The organism is Burkholderia sp. Bp8963 (assembly GCF_003854275.1).
Classification (GTDB): Bacteria; Pseudomonadota; Gammaproteobacteria; order Burkholderiales; family Burkholderiaceae; genus Burkholderia.
This window is the reverse complement of record NZ_QTQP01000009.1, coordinates 152,553-168,651: the sequence shown is the minus strand read 5'-3', so window position 1 is coordinate 168,651 and position 16,099 is coordinate 152,553. Positions and strand designations below refer to the sequence as shown.

13 protein-coding genes are annotated in these 16,099 nt (G+C 66.4%); 6 read left to right on the top strand and 7 right to left on the bottom strand.

The window, feature by feature from the left end:
* Positions 1-48 precede the first annotated feature (48 nt).
* Both DID96_RS10370 and DID96_RS10365 read right to left on the bottom strand, forming a co-directional pair.
* Positions 49-555 carry a hypothetical protein gene (locus tag DID96_RS10370; RefSeq protein WP_124599261.1) on the bottom strand — a complete coding sequence of 169 codons (507 nt, stop codon included), beginning with the start codon at positions 553-555 and terminating at the stop codon, positions 49-51.
* A 222-nt stretch (positions 556-777) separates the two neighbouring features.
* Positions 778-1,701, bottom strand: a complete 924-nt coding sequence (locus tag DID96_RS10365; protein ID WP_124599260.1) for an AraC family transcriptional regulator — start codon at positions 1,699-1,701, stop codon at positions 778-780.
* A 184-nt stretch (positions 1,702-1,885) separates the two neighbouring features.
* Here DID96_RS10365 and DID96_RS10360 point away from each other — a divergent pair, with 184 nt between their 5' ends.
* Both DID96_RS10360 and DID96_RS10355 read left to right on the top strand, forming a co-directional pair.
* A complete protein-coding gene (locus DID96_RS10360) occupies positions 1,886-2,347 on the top strand; it encodes a (2Fe-2S)-binding protein (protein ID WP_124599259.1) in 462 nt (153 codons plus the stop codon).
* Positions 2,348-2,349: 2 nt separating this feature from the next.
* Complete coding sequence (locus tag DID96_RS10355) at positions 2,350-4,557, top strand: xanthine dehydrogenase family protein molybdopterin-binding subunit (protein ID WP_124599258.1); 2,208 nt, start codon at positions 2,350-2,352, stop codon at positions 4,555-4,557.
* Positions 4,558-4,701: 144 nt separating this feature from the next.
* On the opposite strand, the gene DID96_RS10350 is transcribed toward DID96_RS10355, so the two are convergent.
* Positions 4,702-5,904, bottom strand: a complete 1,203-nt coding sequence (locus DID96_RS10350; RefSeq protein WP_124599257.1) for a Fic family protein — start codon at positions 5,902-5,904, stop codon at positions 4,702-4,704.
* Between the two features lie 414 nt (positions 5,905-6,318).
* Here DID96_RS10350 and DID96_RS10345 point away from each other — a divergent pair, with 414 nt between their 5' ends.
* Positions 6,319-6,717, top strand: a complete 399-nt coding sequence (locus DID96_RS10345) for a winged helix-turn-helix domain-containing protein (protein ID WP_124599256.1) — start codon at positions 6,319-6,321, stop codon at positions 6,715-6,717.
* Between the two features lie 46 nt (positions 6,718-6,763).
* Here the strand turns inward: DID96_RS10345 and asnB are convergent, their stop codons facing one another.
* Both asnB and DID96_RS10335 read right to left on the bottom strand, forming a co-directional pair.
* The gene (gene asnB, locus DID96_RS10340) at positions 6,764-8,776 is read right to left on the bottom strand and encodes an asparagine synthase (glutamine-hydrolyzing) (RefSeq protein WP_124599297.1); all 2,013 of its coding nucleotides are present in this window, start codon (positions 8,774-8,776) and stop codon (positions 6,764-6,766) included.
* A gap of 275 nt (positions 8,777-9,051) precedes the next feature.
* A complete protein-coding gene (locus DID96_RS10335; RefSeq protein ID WP_124599255.1) occupies positions 9,052-9,879 on the bottom strand; it encodes an autoinducer binding domain-containing protein in 828 nt (275 codons plus the stop codon).
* A 288-nt stretch (positions 9,880-10,167) separates the two neighbouring features.
* Here DID96_RS10335 and DID96_RS10330 point away from each other — a divergent pair, with 288 nt between their 5' ends.
* Positions 10,168-11,091 (top strand): LuxR family transcriptional regulator, encoded by a 924-nt coding sequence (locus DID96_RS10330; protein ID WP_124599254.1) that lies wholly within the window; start codon positions 10,168-10,170, stop codon positions 11,089-11,091.
* A gap of 123 nt (positions 11,092-11,214) precedes the next feature.
* Here DID96_RS10330 and DID96_RS10325 read toward each other — a convergent pair whose 3' ends face one another.
* Both DID96_RS10325 and DID96_RS38250 read right to left on the bottom strand, forming a co-directional pair.
* Positions 11,215-12,861 carry an NRAMP family divalent metal transporter gene (locus DID96_RS10325; RefSeq protein ID WP_124599253.1) on the bottom strand — a complete coding sequence of 549 codons (1,647 nt, stop codon included), beginning with the start codon at positions 12,859-12,861 and terminating at the stop codon, positions 11,215-11,217.
* Between the two features lie 108 nt (positions 12,862-12,969).
* The gene (locus DID96_RS38250) at positions 12,970-13,107 is read right to left on the bottom strand and encodes a hypothetical protein (protein WP_185732213.1); all 138 of its coding nucleotides are present in this window, start codon (positions 13,105-13,107) and stop codon (positions 12,970-12,972) included.
* 1,058 nt (positions 13,108-14,165) lie between these two features.
* Between DID96_RS38250 and DID96_RS10320 the strand changes: the two genes are divergently transcribed.
* The gene (locus DID96_RS10320) at positions 14,166-14,435 is read left to right on the top strand and encodes a hypothetical protein (RefSeq protein WP_124599252.1); all 270 of its coding nucleotides are present in this window, start codon (positions 14,166-14,168) and stop codon (positions 14,433-14,435) included.
* Positions 14,436-14,547: 112 nt separating this feature from the next.
* Positions 14,548-16,044, top strand: a complete 1,497-nt coding sequence (locus tag DID96_RS10315; RefSeq protein WP_124599251.1) for a carbohydrate porin — start codon at positions 14,548-14,550, stop codon at positions 16,042-16,044.
* Positions 16,045-16,099 lie beyond the last annotated feature (55 nt).

The window sequence follows — 16,099 nt, the reverse complement described above, 5'->3', positions numbered from 1 at the left end:
GCACACGATTCCGCTCGCGTGCCGACCGGCAGCGCGCGCTGCACCGCGTCAAGCGTCGACGACGTTCCGCATGCGCTGCAGTTGATACGCAGCCACCTTGCGGCGCACGGTCTGCTCGAATTGCTGCGTCGGCGTCGCCGGTTCGCGTCTCGCGAGCCCGAGCAGGTTGCGCACGATCTGGATTGGCGTCACGACGACGCCCCACGGCAGCCCCCACCATCCGCACACCGCGGACGTGAGCAGCGCGATCGCCTGCTTCTTCCGGCCGCATCGACTGCAGCAGACATGACGCCGCGTCGTCCATTGCGTGACGACGATCAGCGACACCACGCGATGGTCGGCATGCACGTCGACGGGGCCGTCCTCGCGCTTGCAGATCGGACACGGCCCGTAGCGGCAGTCGTCGACGTAATGCTGCACCCTGACTGCGGGCAGCCGCTCGGCGGCAACGAGCACCGGGTGCCGTTGCGCGCACTCCGCGCCGCAATAGCGGTTGCCGTCGACCGGTCGACCGCCGAAAAAGAATGTCTTGCCGCAATTGCTGCACTCTGCCACGTTACCCCCGGATGCCTGTGTGGGGTGAACGCGTGTTCGATCCGCCGGCGCGCGCGCTTGCCAGTCGGCGGATCGATCCTTGACACACCACGAAACTGGATCAACGGGTGCATTAACGGCAGCACATGTGCGGTCTTAAGCGAACTTTTAATGACAGACGAATGACAGTGCGGAATCAGCTCGGACACGCGGGCAGACAAGCGGGCCCCGATCGCCCGCCGGTCACCCGAGAAATTCCTTGCGCCGCAACTGCACGACATCCCGCAACGGCGGCGCGCCGAACAAGCGGCTGTACTCGCGGCTGAACTGGGAAGCGCTCTCGTACCCGACGCTCGCCGCAATCGACCCGACGTCCCCGCCCTGCCCCAGCAACAGTCGCCTGGCCTCGTGCAGCCGCAATTGCTTCTGATACTGCAGCGGGCTCAGCGTCGTCACGTTCTTGAAATGATGGTGCAGCGACGACACGCTCATGTTCACGACCTGCGCGAGCGCCTCCACCCGCATCGGCTCCGCGAAGTGATCGCGGATCCACTCGATCGCCCGCGAAATCCGGTGCGTCTGGCTCCCCGCCACCGCCATGTGCCGCAGCCGCGTGCCCTGCTCGCTCGTCATCAGCCGGTAGAGCAGTTCCTTCTCGAGCAGCGGCGCCATCACCGGGATGTCGGCCGGCGTATCGAGCAGCCGCACGAGCCGTAGCGCGACGTCGAACAGCGGCGGCGTCAGTTGCGCGAGCGCAATCCCCTCGCCCTCCGGCCCCGCACCGGGCTCCGGCAGGCGCATCTCCGCGGCGAGCTCGATGATCCGCTGCGGATCGAGCATGAACGACATGCACAGGTACGGCGCGTCCGGCGACGCCTTCGTGACCCGCGACAGGATCGGCAAGTCGATCGACGTAATCAGGCAATGCTGCGCGTCGTACTCGTAAGCGTGACCGGCGACCACCACGCGCTTCGCGCCCTGCGCGGCGAGCACGAACGCCGCCCGCGACACGCCGCAGCCGAGATCGACCGGACGCGTATGCTTGTGGAATGCCAGCGCCGGAATGGCCGTCGGATGCGAGCCGTCGACCGGCGCAAAGCGGCTGATCAGCGCCGCCAGCTCGCGCCGCCCGGATTCGCGCGACGCGGCAAGATCGATCATGTCCATCAGGATGCCTCGATTCGTCCAGTTCCCCATGCGGCGGGAGCATAGCGAAGCCGCCGGCCGTGCGCCGGGGATTTGCAGGATTATTCAAGAAATTTGCAGGATCGTGTAAGCGCAAATCGCCCGCGGTCGCGCACACTCCCGCGTATCCCGGTTTCGCACCGGGTTTCCCCCACGGAGACAGTCCATGCCCACCTCGTTTGTCCTCAACGGCAAGAACGTCACGCTCGATGTCGATCCGTCGATGCCCGTCCTTTGGGCGATCCGCGAGCACACGGGCCTCACCGGCACGAAATTCGGCTGCGGAATGGCGCAGTGCGGCGCGTGCACGATCCATCTCGAAGGCCAGGCCGTGCGCTCGTGCGTGCTGCCGCTCGCCGGCATCGCCGGCAAGCACGTCACGACGATCGAAGGCCTGCAGAGCAAGCCGGCCCAGGCCGTGCAGGCCGCGTGGGTCAAGCTGCAAGTGCCGCAATGCGGCTATTGTCAGTCCGGACAGATCATGTCCGCAACGGCACTCCTCGAACAGAACCCGAAGCCGACCGACGCCGACATCGACGCCGCGATGAACGGCAACCTCTGCCGCTGCGCGACCTATGCGCGGATCCGCGCCGCGATCCATGACGCCGCTGCCACACTGAAGGCCTGACCATGACGACCGAACTCGATACCCCGAATGCGGTCCGCTCCGGGCGCCGCACGTTCCTCAAGGCCGCCGGCGCCGCCGCGGTCAGCCTCACGATCGGCTTCGAATGGATCGGCGCAGGCCGCCGCGCGCTCGCCGCGACGGCGCCCGCCGCCGAGTTCGCGCCGAACGCATTCCTGCGCGTCACGCCGGACGGCATCGTCACGGTGATCGCGAAACACGTCGAGCTCGGCCAGGGCGCGTACACGGGCATAGCGACGATCGTCGCCGAAGAGCTCGACGCCGACTGGTCGAGCGTGCGCGTCGAAAGCGCGCCCGCCGACGCGACGCGCTACGCGAACCTCGCGTTCGGCAAGATCCAGGGCACGGGCGGCAGCTCGGCGATGGCGAACTCGTGGCAGCAACTGCGCGAAGCCGGCGGCAAGGCCCGCGCGATGCTCGTATCGGCCGCCGCCGCGCGCTGGAACGTGCCGGCCGCGGAGCTGACGACCCGGGACGGTTTCGTCACGCACGCGAAGAGCGGCAAGCAGGCGAGCTACGGCGCGCTCGTCGCGGAAGCCGCGGCGCTGCCCGTGCCGGACAAGGTCACGCTGAAGCAGCCGGCCGAATTCCGGCTGATCGGCCACAAGATCCCGCGCGTCGATGCATCGGCCAAGTCGAACGGCACCGCGCAGTTCACGCTCGACGTGTCGCTCCCCGGGATGCTGGTCGCGCTGATGCAGCGTCCGCCGCGTTTCGGCGGGACGGTCAAGTCGTTCGACGCGACGGCCGCGAAGGCGGTGCCGGGCGTCGTGTCGGTCGTGCAGGTGCCGCGCGGCGTCGCGGTCGTCGCGACGGGCTTCTGGGCCGCGAAACAGGGCCGCGATGCGCTGAAGGTCGAATGGGACGAAACCGGCGCCGAGAAGCGCAGCTCGGCCGAGATCATGCGCGAATACCGGCAGCTCGCCGACAAGCCCGGCGTATCGGCCCGCAAGGACGGCGACGCGGATGCGGCAATCGCCGGCGCCACGCGCAAGATCAGCGCGTCGTACGAATTCCCGTATCTCGCGCACGCGCCGATGGAGCCGCTCGACGCGGTCGTCAGGCTGACGCCCGACAGTTGCGAGATCTGGGCCGGCGACCAGTTCCAGACGATCGACCAGGGCAACGCCGCGCAGGTCGCGGGGCTCAAGCCCGAGCAGGTGAAGATCCACACGATGTACGCAGGCGGCAGCTTCGGCCGGCGCGCAAACGTGTGGTCGGACTACGTGGTCGAGGCCGTGTCGATCGCGAAGGCGCTCGGCGCGAACGGCAAGCCGGTCAAGCTGCAGTGGACGCGCGAGGACGACGTCACGGGCGGCCTCTATCGCCCGATGTACTTCCACAAGCTCGACGCGGGCCTGACCGCGGACGGCAAGCTGGTCGGCTGGCGGCACCGGATCGTCGGCCAGTCGATCCTCGCCGGCACGCCGTTCGAACCGGTGATGGTGAAGAATGGCGTCGATGCGACGTCGGTCGAGGGCGCCGCAAACCTGCCGTACGCGGTGCCGAACGTGTCGGTCGAGCTGACCACCACGAAGGCGGGCGTGCCGGTGCTGTGGTGGCGCGTGGTCGGCAGTTCGCACACCGCGTACGCGGTCGAGGCATTCATCGACGAGGCCGCGCACACGGCGGGCAAGGATCCGTACCTGTTCCGCCGCGACCTGCTCGCGAAGGAGCCGCGCCTGCGCGGCGTGCTCGAACTCGCCGCCGCGAAGGCCGGCTGGGATCCGGCGAAGCCGTTGCCGAAAGGCCGCGGGCGCGGGATCGCGGTCGCCGAGGCGTTCAAGAGCTATGTCGCGCAGGTCGCAGAAGTGTCGGTCGACGCGGACGGCAAGGTGAAGGTGGATCGTCTCGTCTGCGCGGTCGATTGCGGGATCGCGATCAACCCCGACATCGTCGCCGCGCAGATGGAAGGCGGCATGGGCTTCGGGCTCGGCGCGGTGCTGCACAGCGCGATCACGCTGAAGGACGGCGAGGTCGAGCAGCGCAACTTCGACACCTACCAGGTGCTGCGGATCGCCGAGATGCCGAAGGTCGAGGTGCATATCGTGCCGTCGGCCGAGGCGCCGACCGGCGTCGGCGAGCCCGGCGTCGCGCCGGTCGGGCCGGCCGTCGCGAACGCGATCTTCGCGGCGACGGGCAAGCGGCATTACACGCTGCCGTTCGATTCGGCCGGCACGGCGAAGGCGTGATGGCGGAAGCGCCGGCTGCGGGGGCGGAAGGTGCCTCGCGGTCGGCGCTTTGGCTTTTGGCGCGCTGATCGGGATAACCGCGGCCCGTTCGAGAACGCCATCCACGCCACCGTTGCAGCATCCGATGTCGCCGCCCGGTTGCGCTTACTGCTGATCGACCTCGGGCCAAAGGCGCGGGAACAGAAATCGAAGGCTGTGTAGCGGCAAGCCGAAAGAAAGGTCGCCTCGATGCGATTGCGAATTCAGCAAGCCGAAATCGAGCAGCGAGCGTACGACCCGGCGCGCCAAAACGTCGCTGATGCCCAGCATCTGGGTGAACTCTGCTCGCGTAACGGATCGCCGCAATGCGACGAATTCCATGGCCAGCGCTGACGCCTCCGGCTTGATGACCGATTTCTCCGAACCGATCATCCAGGGATTGGAGTCCAGGTACCGCAACAGATCCAGCAAGCGATTGGCAATTCCGTCGAACTCGGTCATGCGGACCATGAAGCTGACCTGGTCGAGGCAGCAGTCGAGGTAGAACCGGGCAAACTGCACCAGTCCCTCCTGCGAGAGATTGCCTCGGCCATCCAGGTCATTGCGGCGAGTCAGATCGGCCGCGCCCAGCTTTGCGTAGTATTGCTCATGCTCGCGCGCCAGACCCCGGAGCGGTGACCACAAACCATGAGTCAAACCGGCGGCATGCAATCCGAGATGGGAGTGCAAGCGCGCGACCCGGCCATTCCCGTCCATGAACGGGTGAATCCAGGTCAGCCGGTGATGCGAGCAGGCGATGCCGATCAGCTGATATTCCTTGGCCCTGATTCTGGCGTATCGTGTGGCCCACGCACCGAGCAGCGGCGCGATCATCTCGGGCTCCGGCGCCAAATGGCGCCCGACCGTGACGTCCGCCTTGCGAAACTCGTCCGGCACGATTTGCGCACCTTCAGGGGTGAATCGCTCGTCGATCGGCAAATAGGAAAAGAATCGATCATGAAGGATCGAGATGCGTGCAGGATCGAACAGGTCCGCCACCGGGAGCGCGCCCCACTCTTCCTCGAGCGCAGATTCCGCCGCAATGTGCGCAATCGCGAACCGTTGTTTCTTGCGCTCGACGACATCGGCCGAGTAATCCCGCTTGAGCGCAGCCTCGATCCTGGCCGGTGTGGTGTGCTGACCTTCGATCTTGTTTGTGTAATACGAATTCATCGCACGCAACTGCGGCACAAGCGCGGCGGCGAGCGGTGTTTCTCGCGCGACAAGCAACTGCTGCGACGAATTGACAAGTTCGGCCGCGCACTCGAGTAGCGGGTCGAGCACGCGATCCTCGGGAAACAGCGGTTCGAACGAAACGATTGTCGTCATGCGGCCCTGTTTGGTTTCATGTAGAGTTCGATGTTTGCAATTATACGATCCAATACATTGATTTATATTGATTTTTCAAAAACACGGTAGAGTTCGATGTAGGGTTCCATGTCGGGTTGTTTCCCACCCTGCTGGCGGAAATCCCGAGTGCCCGCAGCCCCTCATCCAGGCTCGGTTCTCCACGCGTTACGTCCGACGTAACGCCCGTAACATCCCCCGCGGATGCTACGTAACAATCCTTCAATACCGGTCCGACCCTGTCCGGCCAAGCCGCGTTAAATATTCTTTTAGATTCAACGCCAGCGTGCGTTTCCGCTTGCCCGCACCCAACGCGCCGCAGCCCGCCTCAATCATGGCCCGGAACTTGCAGTAATCCCGTTGCAAACACTCCTTAACGGACATGCGAGGGCCACCATGGATTGCAAATACCTGTACATCGACACCATAAAGATCAACTTCGTGCGCCGCACGATCGAGATCGATGACAAGACGGTCGACGTCACGCCGCGCGAATTCGACGTCGTCGAATTCCTGCTCGACAACATGAACAAGATCGTGACGCGCCAGGCAATCCAGGAGGCCGTGTGGGGCCGCGAGCTCGCGGTGTCGTCGCGCACGCTCGACACGCACATCTCGCGCATCCGTTCGAAGCTGCGCCTCGACGAGGACAAGAACCTGCGGATCATCCCGATCTACGCGGTCGGCTACCGGCTCGTGCTGTTCGGCGCGGCGACGACCCACGTCGAGCGCCACGACGCGGCGCCGCTCCTGCGCACCGCGCCGCTCCATGCGATGGTGGCCGATTACGCGTGACGTCTGGCAGGCCCCGGCGCGGCGACCGATCGCCGGCCGCCCGCCGTCACGCCAGCGACAGCCGCTCCTGCACCGCACCCGCCGCGCTGCTGCTCGCCCGCTGCGTCTCGAGCCAGGCCTGGAACATCAGCACCGTCCACAGCTGATGCTGCCAGTTCAAACGCCCGCTCTGGTGCTGCTGCCACAGGCGGTCGACCGCCGCCGCATCGAAGAAACCCTCGTCGCGCAGCCGTGCGGGACGTAGCAGCTCGTGCGCCCAGTCGCGCAGCGAGCCGCGCAGCCAGTGATCGACCGGCGCACAAAAGCCCTGCTTAGGCCGGTCGATCAGCGCCGTCGGCACATACTGGTCGAGCAGCCGGCGCAGCAGCACCTTCGACGGGCCACCCTCCGGCAGCCGCACCGATGCCGGAAGGCGCCACGCGAACTCGACGACGTGATGATCGAGAAACGGCATCCGCGTCTCGAGGCTGACCGCCATCGCCGCGCGGTCGACCTTCGCGAGAATGTCGGTCGGCAGGTACGTGAGCGTGTCGATCGCCATCGCCTGCTCGGCGAAGCTCAGGTGCGCGGGCCACGCGCTCGCGGTGTCGAGCGCCGTCGGCGGCTCCTGCCCCGTGAGCGCAAGGCGCTCCGGATGATGGACCGACGACATCAGCAGCCGGTACAGGCCAATGCGGCTCTCGGCGGTCATCACGTGACCGAGCTTGTGCAGCCGGTCGCCGATGCGCGTCGGCGACTCGCGCGAGTCCGTATTGCCCCACGGGCCCTGCACGATCGACGCGAGCTGGTCCGCGTGATCGGGCCGCAACGCATGCAGCGCGGCGGCGATCCGTGCGCGCACGGCGGCCGGCACGCGATGCAGCTTGCGCCACAGGCGCGGTGTCAGGAAATAGCGCGTGTAGCCGCCGAACAGCTCGTCGCCGCCGTCGCCGGACAGGCTCACTTTCACATGCCGGCGCGTCAGCTCGGAGACGAGGAAGGTCGGGATCTGCGACGCGTCGGAAAACGGTTCGTCGTAGATCGACGGCAGCTTCGGCACGACCGCGAGCGCATGGTCGGCGGTCACGTACAGCTCGGTATGCCGCGTGCCGAGGTGGCGCGCGACCGCTTTCGCATAGCCGGCTTCGTCGTAGCCGGCCTCGTGGAAGCCGATCGTGAACGTGTCGACCGGGCTCGTCGACTGCGCCTGCATCAGCGCGACGATCGCCGACGAATCGATACCGCCGGACAGGAACGCACCGAGCGGCACGTCGGCTTCCATCTGCCGCGCGACGGCCTGGTGCAGAATCGTGTCGAGCTGGCCGACGGCTTCCTGCATGCTGCCGTCGAACGGCTGCTCGCGGCCCGTCTCGATCGCCTGCTCGAGCGTCCAGTACGCGCGCACGCGCGGCGTGTCGCGCGCATGCTCGAACTGGACGTAGGTGCCGGGCGGCAGCTTGCGGATGCCGCGATAGATCGTGTATGGCGCGGGCACGCTCGACTGGCGCAGGTACAGGCACAGCGCATCGCGATCGATGCTGCCGTCGAAGCCCGGATAGTGGCGCAGCGCCTTCAGCTCCGACGCGAACACGAGCGCGTCGCCGATCCGGCCGTAATACAGCGGCTTCTCGCCGATCCGGTCGCGCGCGAGCGTCAGCGTGCGCGACGCGCGATTCCAGAGCGCGAACGCGAACATGCCGGTCGCGCGCCGCAGTGTTGCTTCGACACCCCACGCGACGAGCGCCGCGATCAGCACTTCGCTGTCCGAGTGACCGCGCCACGCGGGCGCGCGCCCCGCGCGCTCCAGTTCCGTGCGCAATTCGCGATGGTTGTAGATTTCGCCGTTGAAGACCATGACGTAGCGGCCACACGCCGACGCGATCGGCTGCCGGCCATGCACCGACAGATCGACGATCGCGAGCCGCCGGTGGCCGAGCGCGATGCCGGCTTCCGGATCGAGCCACAGGCCCTGTCCGTCCGGTCCGCGATGCGCGAGGCTTGCCGTCATCCGCGCGAGGGTCCCGCGCGCTGTCTCCTCATCGAAGGCGACGCTATTCAGAAAGCCGTCGATTCCGCACATATTGTTGCCCGCTTGTTGACCGATCCCGTCGCGCGTCGCGACGCCTTGCGGCACGCCGTCCAGCGCGACGGTCGGGCCATGATACGAATAAAATAATCAGCAATAATTCATTAGTGAATCTTTTCGGAAGACGGAAAAAAAAGCGCCGTCAAGCGGTGCGCGCAGATGACAGGAGAAAGGGCCATATCGGCTGACGGAGGTGCGGCAATCAACCGGCCCCTCGCCCGTTTCGGCCGGCGTTTCGGCATGCGCCGCCGGAACCGCTCCCGCCACGACTACAGCCGCCGCGCGGCGAGATACGCGAGTTGTGCGCGGTTCTGCACGTTGAAGAGTTTCTCGAGCGAGCGGATGTGATGGCCGACCTTGTGCAGCGACGTGCGCAGCGCGCTCGCGATTTCCTGGTCGGACAGCCCGTGCACGAGCCGCTCGAGCACCTGCTGCTGCTCGTCGCCGAGCGCGAAGCCGCGCGTGCGCGCGATGCGCGCCTCGAGGAACGGCAGCGCGACCCGATGCACGGCAAGGCTCACCGACAGCGCACCGCCGATCACGCGGTCGTCGATCCAGTCGGTGCCGTGCGTCTCCGACGTCACGTTCACCGCGACCCGCAGCTCGAGCCGTGGCGCCGACAGGCTGAAGATCACGCCGCTGTTCATCGCATGCGCACGCAGATGCCCCGCGAGCGCGAGCACCTTGCGATCGCCGCTTCGCTGCGCGGCCGCCTCGATCTCGTCGAGCCGCCACGCGACCGGAAAGCCGCTTTGCCGCGCCTGTGCGAAACGCGGGTCGCATTCGTAGAGCATGTGTTCGATATACGGCTGCATGAAAGTCGCCGGCGCGAGATCGCGCAGCAAATGCGCGCACAGAATCCGCCGTCCGATCATTTCATAGCCGCCATAACCGAGCGTGCTGAAACCGATTTGCCGCAAACGCGCATGGCATTGCGAAAAATCGAGTGCGTCCAGGTCGGATTTACCTGCCGCATTTTGAATCACGGTAAAAACGTCCTTATTCGCCGCGTGATAGTCGGTCGAATAAGCGGCAGCGGCCGCGATATCGGCCTGCGAGAACCACTCGACGAGTGGCGTGCCGTCAGCGTGTGTCATAAGGAACCCGCCCCTCCTCCAGTATTTGAATGCCGCAGCCCCGTCACGACCGGGTCTTTTCTTTATGGTTTCTGATTGGAATGGAATTCGCGCTGCTGCATGAAGCATTCGGCGCAATTAGTATTACGGCATATTACGCGCACGCCGGCATTTTTGTACAATGCCCCCGCGTTTCGTCAGGATGACGATCCGCGCATATCAAGAACGATGCTCGATCGTAACGCTGCGCGCTGCCGTACTCAAAACGGGGCACGCGCGGCGCTGCGCGTCGGTTCCGAGGGATGGCTCATGTCCGATATTGCCTTGCATGAAGCAGCAGCCGCGACAAGCGCTCAATTGACGTCACGCGACGTGACGAGCCGCGCCGACGCGCTGCGCGCGCGCCCCGTGCAGGTCGTCTGGTGCGACGACGTGAAGCGCGGTGACGTGAAGCGCGCTGACGTCGAGCAGCCGCACGCGCCGCGGCTCGGCGTCGCCGACACGCTCGCACACGCGCAGAGCACCGCCGAGCGCAGCCGCATCGTCACGAGCCTGCTGCACCTGACGGGCTTCTCGACGTTCGCGTACTTCGCGCTCGAATTCGCGCAAGAGCGTGTCGAGAGTCTCTATCTTCACGAAGCGTTCACGCCGTCGACCTATCGCGGCGACTACGTGCGCCACCGTCATCACGACGTCGATCCGCGCACGCTCGGCGCGCGCGCGTGCAACATGCCGGTCGTCTGGGATCTGCAGCAGCTGCGCCAGCAGCACCAGCAGCAGCACGATGACGGCGTCTGCGTGCCGCCCGCCGCGCTCGACGGGTTCCTGCAGACGATGCAGGACGACGGGATGTGCAGCGGGATCATGTATTCGATGGCGGTGCCCGGCACGCGGCTGCATGCGTTCATGAGCTTCACCGCGCCGCGCCGCACGCGCGAGTGGATCACGCAGGCCACTGTCGAGCAGGCGCTGTCGATCGGCCTGTCGGTCCACAAGTTCGCGTCGCCGCAGCTGATCGCAACCTCGCGCGAGCGCGCGGTGAACGGCCTTACGCCGTTCGAGCAGGAGTTGCTGCTCGGCATCGCCGAAGGCGCGTCGGACAAGGAGATCGGCCGGCGCCTCGACACCAGCGCGCACAACGTCGACTATCACCTGCGCAAGCTGCGCAAGCGCTTCGGCGTCGCAAACCGGATCCAGCTCACCTACCTGACGTCGAAGCTCGAGCTGATCTGATCCGGGTGCCGAACGTGCCGAGCGTGGGGATTGCACGCGGTAAACGCGCATGCCGGCCTCGAGGGCCGGCATGCACGGGAAGCGGCGCGGTGCCGGGTCCGGCGCCGCGTCCATCAGACGGTGTTACTTGAGCAGCATCAGCTGCACGACCTTGACGATCACGAGACCGACCGCGATCACGAGATAGCCGCGCATCACGCCCATCCAGATCCGCGTCGACAGCGTCATCACCTGCGGTTCGAGCGTGTCGAGCGGCGGCATGCGCCACGTATCGCGCAGCGAGCGGTCGACGCCCGGCTCGATCACGCGCTTGTTGCGGCGGACGAGCACCGTCGCGAGATAGCCGACGATCGCGAACACGGTGCCGCCGATCAGCACGTCGAGGATCGCCTCGCCGCTGATGTCCGGATACATCACCGACGCGGTCAGGATGATCGACAGCAGCACGAGCACCCAGACCACCGCGCCCGTGAACACGTTGAGCTTCGTCGAGTTCACCCACGGCCCGAGCACCTGCTTGTCGTTGCAGAGCAGCAGCAGGAACACGGTCGCGCTCGGCAGCAGCACGCCCGCGAGCGTCTGCACCGCTTCCGTCAGCAGGCCGAGCGGGCTGCCCGGAATCAGCACGATCGTCGCGGCGGTGGCCACGATGCCGAAGTAGACGAGGTAGAAGCCCTTCGCGTCCGTCACGCCGCGATGCAGCGAGTGACGGATCTTGAACACGTCGCCGATTGCATACGCGGTCGACAGCGACACGGCGGCGGCGCCGATGATGCACGCGTCCAGCAGCGCAACCGCGAACAGTGTCGCGCTCGTGCGGCCCGCATACTTCTCGAGGCCCGCGATGATGCCGCCCGCGTCCGTGAAGTTGCCGGACTCCGGATGGCCGCCGAACAGCGCCGAGCTGAAGCCGATCATCGCGACCGCGCCGATCAGCACGACCGCGATGCCGATCCACAGGTCGACCTTCTCGTACTTGATGAAGCGCGGCGTGATGCGCTTGTCGATCACGTAGCTCTGCTGGAAAAACAGCTGCCAAGGCGCGACCGTCGTGCCGACGATGCCGATCACGAGCAGCATCACGTCCGACAGCTTCGCGTGCACGGGCCAGTTCGGCACGAAGAAGTCACGCGTCATCTGCGCAACCGGCGGATGGATCGACACGAGCACCGGCACGAGCAGCAGGCTCAGCACGCAGAGCACCACCGCGAAGCGCTCGAAGCGCCTGAAGTCTCCGGTACTCACCGCCGCCATCGTCAATGCCGCGGCCACGCATACGCCCGCGACCTTCGGCAGCCCGAAGAAATCGAGCACGAACGTGATGCCGATGAATTCGGTGACGATCGTCAGCGCGTTGAGCAGGAACAGGTCGATCACGCTGAACGCGCCCCAGAACTTGCCGAAGCGTTCGAAGATCAGGCGCGCATGGCCGACGCCCGTCACCGCGCCGAGACGCAGCACCATCTCCTGGTTCACGTACAGCACGGGAACGAGCAGCAGCAGCGTCCACATCAGCGTCGTGCCGTAATTCTGGCCCGCTTGCGTGTAGGTGCCGAACGCACCGGCGTCGTTGTCGCCGACCATCACGATCAGGCCCGGCCCGAGGATCGCGAGCAGCGTGCGCACGCGTGCCCACCACGTGCCGCGCTTTCCGGTGTCATGATGCGAGATCGTCCCGAACGCACCTCGGATGTCGCCCAGATGGGCTTCGTCGAGCACGGCGTTGCGTTCGGCGGCGATTGGTGGAGAAACGTTGGATGGCGTGGACATGATGTGTTCCGTACGGCTAATGGTTATCTGACGAGCGTGTGACCTTGGGATGGGCACGCGCGGCCGCATGGCGGCGGCGCGTGCGCATGCCGAGGCGCGCGCGGCGCTTTAGTGGATGAACGATTTAAGCTTGTTCAGCAGGCGGACGAGCACCGGCTGACGGTTATCGAGCGACAGCATCGCGTCGTAGTGGGGGCGCGATTCCGTCACCTGCGGGAGTTGCGACAGCAGAAGGCCGAAGTTCATGATCTGGCTCCGTGCGGCGGCAGCAGAGGCTCGCCGCGTCGTGGGCGCGGGGGCCAGTCCGGGGCCTGATCGAGGTCAGGCTAGTCGGCCGGATTGTCCCTGCGACCCGGGTTGAATAGGGTCTGGCGGCATAAGGGACAACTGTCACTGTCGTTCATGGCGGCTCCTGTTCGGTGTTCCGGAAGAACACGGTTGACCGCCGACCTGCATGCAGGAAACCACGTGCGCAAGCCTGCGAAAGGCGTGCGCGAACGCGGCCGCATGCCGGGCGGCGGCGAAACCAGAGAGCGCATGCGCGATGGCATCACGCGTATCTGGCGCGAATCAGGGTGCACGTAGGGGGTTACTGCGGAATACTGCTGCGCGCACCGTTTGCCTGGGTGACAAACGGCGGCGTTGGAAGGCGCGGACGTCAGTCGCTCAGGCGGAAAATTCGTTCGAAGATCGACTACTGCAAGCGTCCAAGGCGGTCGCCCCAAAAGTGAAGATGGCGGATTTTATGGACCGCCCGGAAGCTAAGTCAACCCCTTGAAACCCCATTTTCGAGATATTTTTCCCGGCGCTCGGGCGCTGAAAGATTTGCTCCCCAAAACACGTGCCCGAACCTTTCAGCACGGGTGTCGGCGCGCATCGCAAGGTGCGCGAACGCAACGGGGCGACCCCGCTTCATCAGACAACGCGCGTCGTGATCACCCTCGATTGGACACTTGCGCAACATGCGAACTTTTTATGCGGTTTTTACTTGCACCGCAGCAAATGTCACGACTACAATCCGCCGCAATCCAACACAGGAATCCCTTCGTGGACACATGCTCTAGTTGCAGTTCGATGCCGGTCCAGGCCGGCCAAGCCATCGCGAGATAGCAGCAGCCCAGGGCATGTCCTTCGCCGCTAACTCGCATTCGTCGGGTTAGCGCGCTTCCTTCCGGACCGGCCATTGCCGGTTCGTCCGTCGCACGCTCCGTTACGTTTCAAACGCCGATCGCAGGCCGCACCGCGCGCACCTGGGGTCCATCACGTCGTCCGGCTTCGCCGCCGGGGCGGACGGAGGCTACGTCATGTTTCTTCAATCGTTCGCGGTCAGACTCAAGCGGTACGTGCACGTCGCTTGCAGCCGCTCGCTCGTGTCGGCGCTGTCGCCGCTCGCGCACACCGTCAGCAACTGGCGCGGCACGGCGCTCGCGCATGCGCTGATCCCGCCCCGCGCGCTCGACTGCGCGGTGCTCGGCGCGATGGCTGCCGCCGTCGGGCTCGTCGCGCTGCTGTGCGCGGCCGCGTCGCGCGTCGGTTTTGCGCACGTGTGGCGCGTCGGCGCCTGGCTGCCGTAAGCGCCGCGCCGCGCGGACGGACCGCCTGTCGGGCGCCGTCCGCGCACACCCGTTTGCATCACCGCTTTCCCGCTTCATTAGTCACACTAATCAATCCGTCAACGGAACACGCATGAAGAACAACCTCGAACCCACATTGCGCAAGGCCCGCCTCCACGCGTGCGCGACGCTGCTGCTGTCGCTCGCGGCCGCGCCCGCGTTCGCGCAATCCGCGTCACCCGCCGCCTCACCCGCCGCCGAACCGGCTGGCGGTGCAAGCGATGCCGCCGCCGCGCAAGCGCCGGCCTCCGATGCTGCCGCGCCGGCGCCCACCGGTTTCTGGGAGCGCTCGAACCTGCTCGGCAACATGGGCGGCCTGCGCGACCTGCTCGGCGATCACGGCGTCACGCTGAACCTGCAGGAAACCAGCGAGTACCTGTACAACACGTCGGGCGGCACGAAGCGTAGCGGCGCGTACCAGGGCCTCACGCAATTCGGCTTCAACGTCGATACGGGCAAGGCGATCGGGCTGCCGGGCGGCACCTTCAACGTGTCCGCGCTGCAGATTCACGGCACCAACCTCACGCAGCGCAATCTGCAGACGCTGCAGACCGCGACCGGCATCGAGGCGAACTCGACCACGCGCCTGTGGGAGCTGTGGTATCAGCAGGCGCTGCTCGACGGCAAGGTCGACGTGAAGGTCGGCCAGCAGAGCCTCGACCAGGAATTCATGGTGAGCCAGTACGCGGCGTCGTTCATGAACGCGACGTTCGGCTGGCCCGTGCTGCCGTCGACCGACCTGCCCGCGGGCGGCCCCGCGTATCCGCTGTCGTCGCTCGGCGTGCGACTGCGCGTGAAGCCGTCCGACGCGTGGACGGTGCTCGCCGGCGTGTTCGACGGCAACCCGGCGGGCCGCATGAACGGCGACCCGCAGCAGCTGAACGCGCACGGCACGAACTTCAACCTGCGCAGCGGCGCGCTCGTGATCGGCGAAGTCCAGTACGCGCTGAATGCGCCGCCGGCCGACCCGAAGGCGCCGCAGCCGGCCGGCCTGCCGGGTACGTACAAGCTCGGCGTCTGGTACCAGTCGCAGCATTTCGACGACCTGCGCGACGGCACGGACGGCCTGTCGCTCGCGAATCCGGCGAGCAACGGGACGCCGGTGAACCATCGCGGCAACTACGGCTTCTATGCGGTCGCGGACCAGATGGTGTGGCGCCCGGCGGCGGACAGCCCGCGCTCGGTCGGCGTGTTCGCGCGCGTGATGGGCGCGCCGGGCGATCGCAACGTGGTCGACCTCGCGATCAATGCAGGCGTCACGCTCAAGGCGCCGTTCGCGGGCCGCGACAACGACGTCGCGGGCCTCGCGGTCGGTTACGCGAAGATCGGCTCGCATGCGCGCGCGCTCGACGGCGACGTCGGCACGTACACGACGCCCGGCTACCCGGTGCGCAGCTCGGAGACGGTGATCGAGGCGACCTATCAGTACCAGGTCACGCCGTGGTGGCAGTTGCAGGCCGACCTGCAGCACTTCTTCCGTCCGTCGGGCGGTATCCCGAACCCGAATGCGCCGGGTGCGCGTATCGGCGACGAAACGGTGGTCGGCGTGCGGACGGCGATCACGTTCTGATTTGCCGGATTGCCGTTCGTGAGCTTGCCGCGGCGCGCGTGGTCGCGTGGTCGCG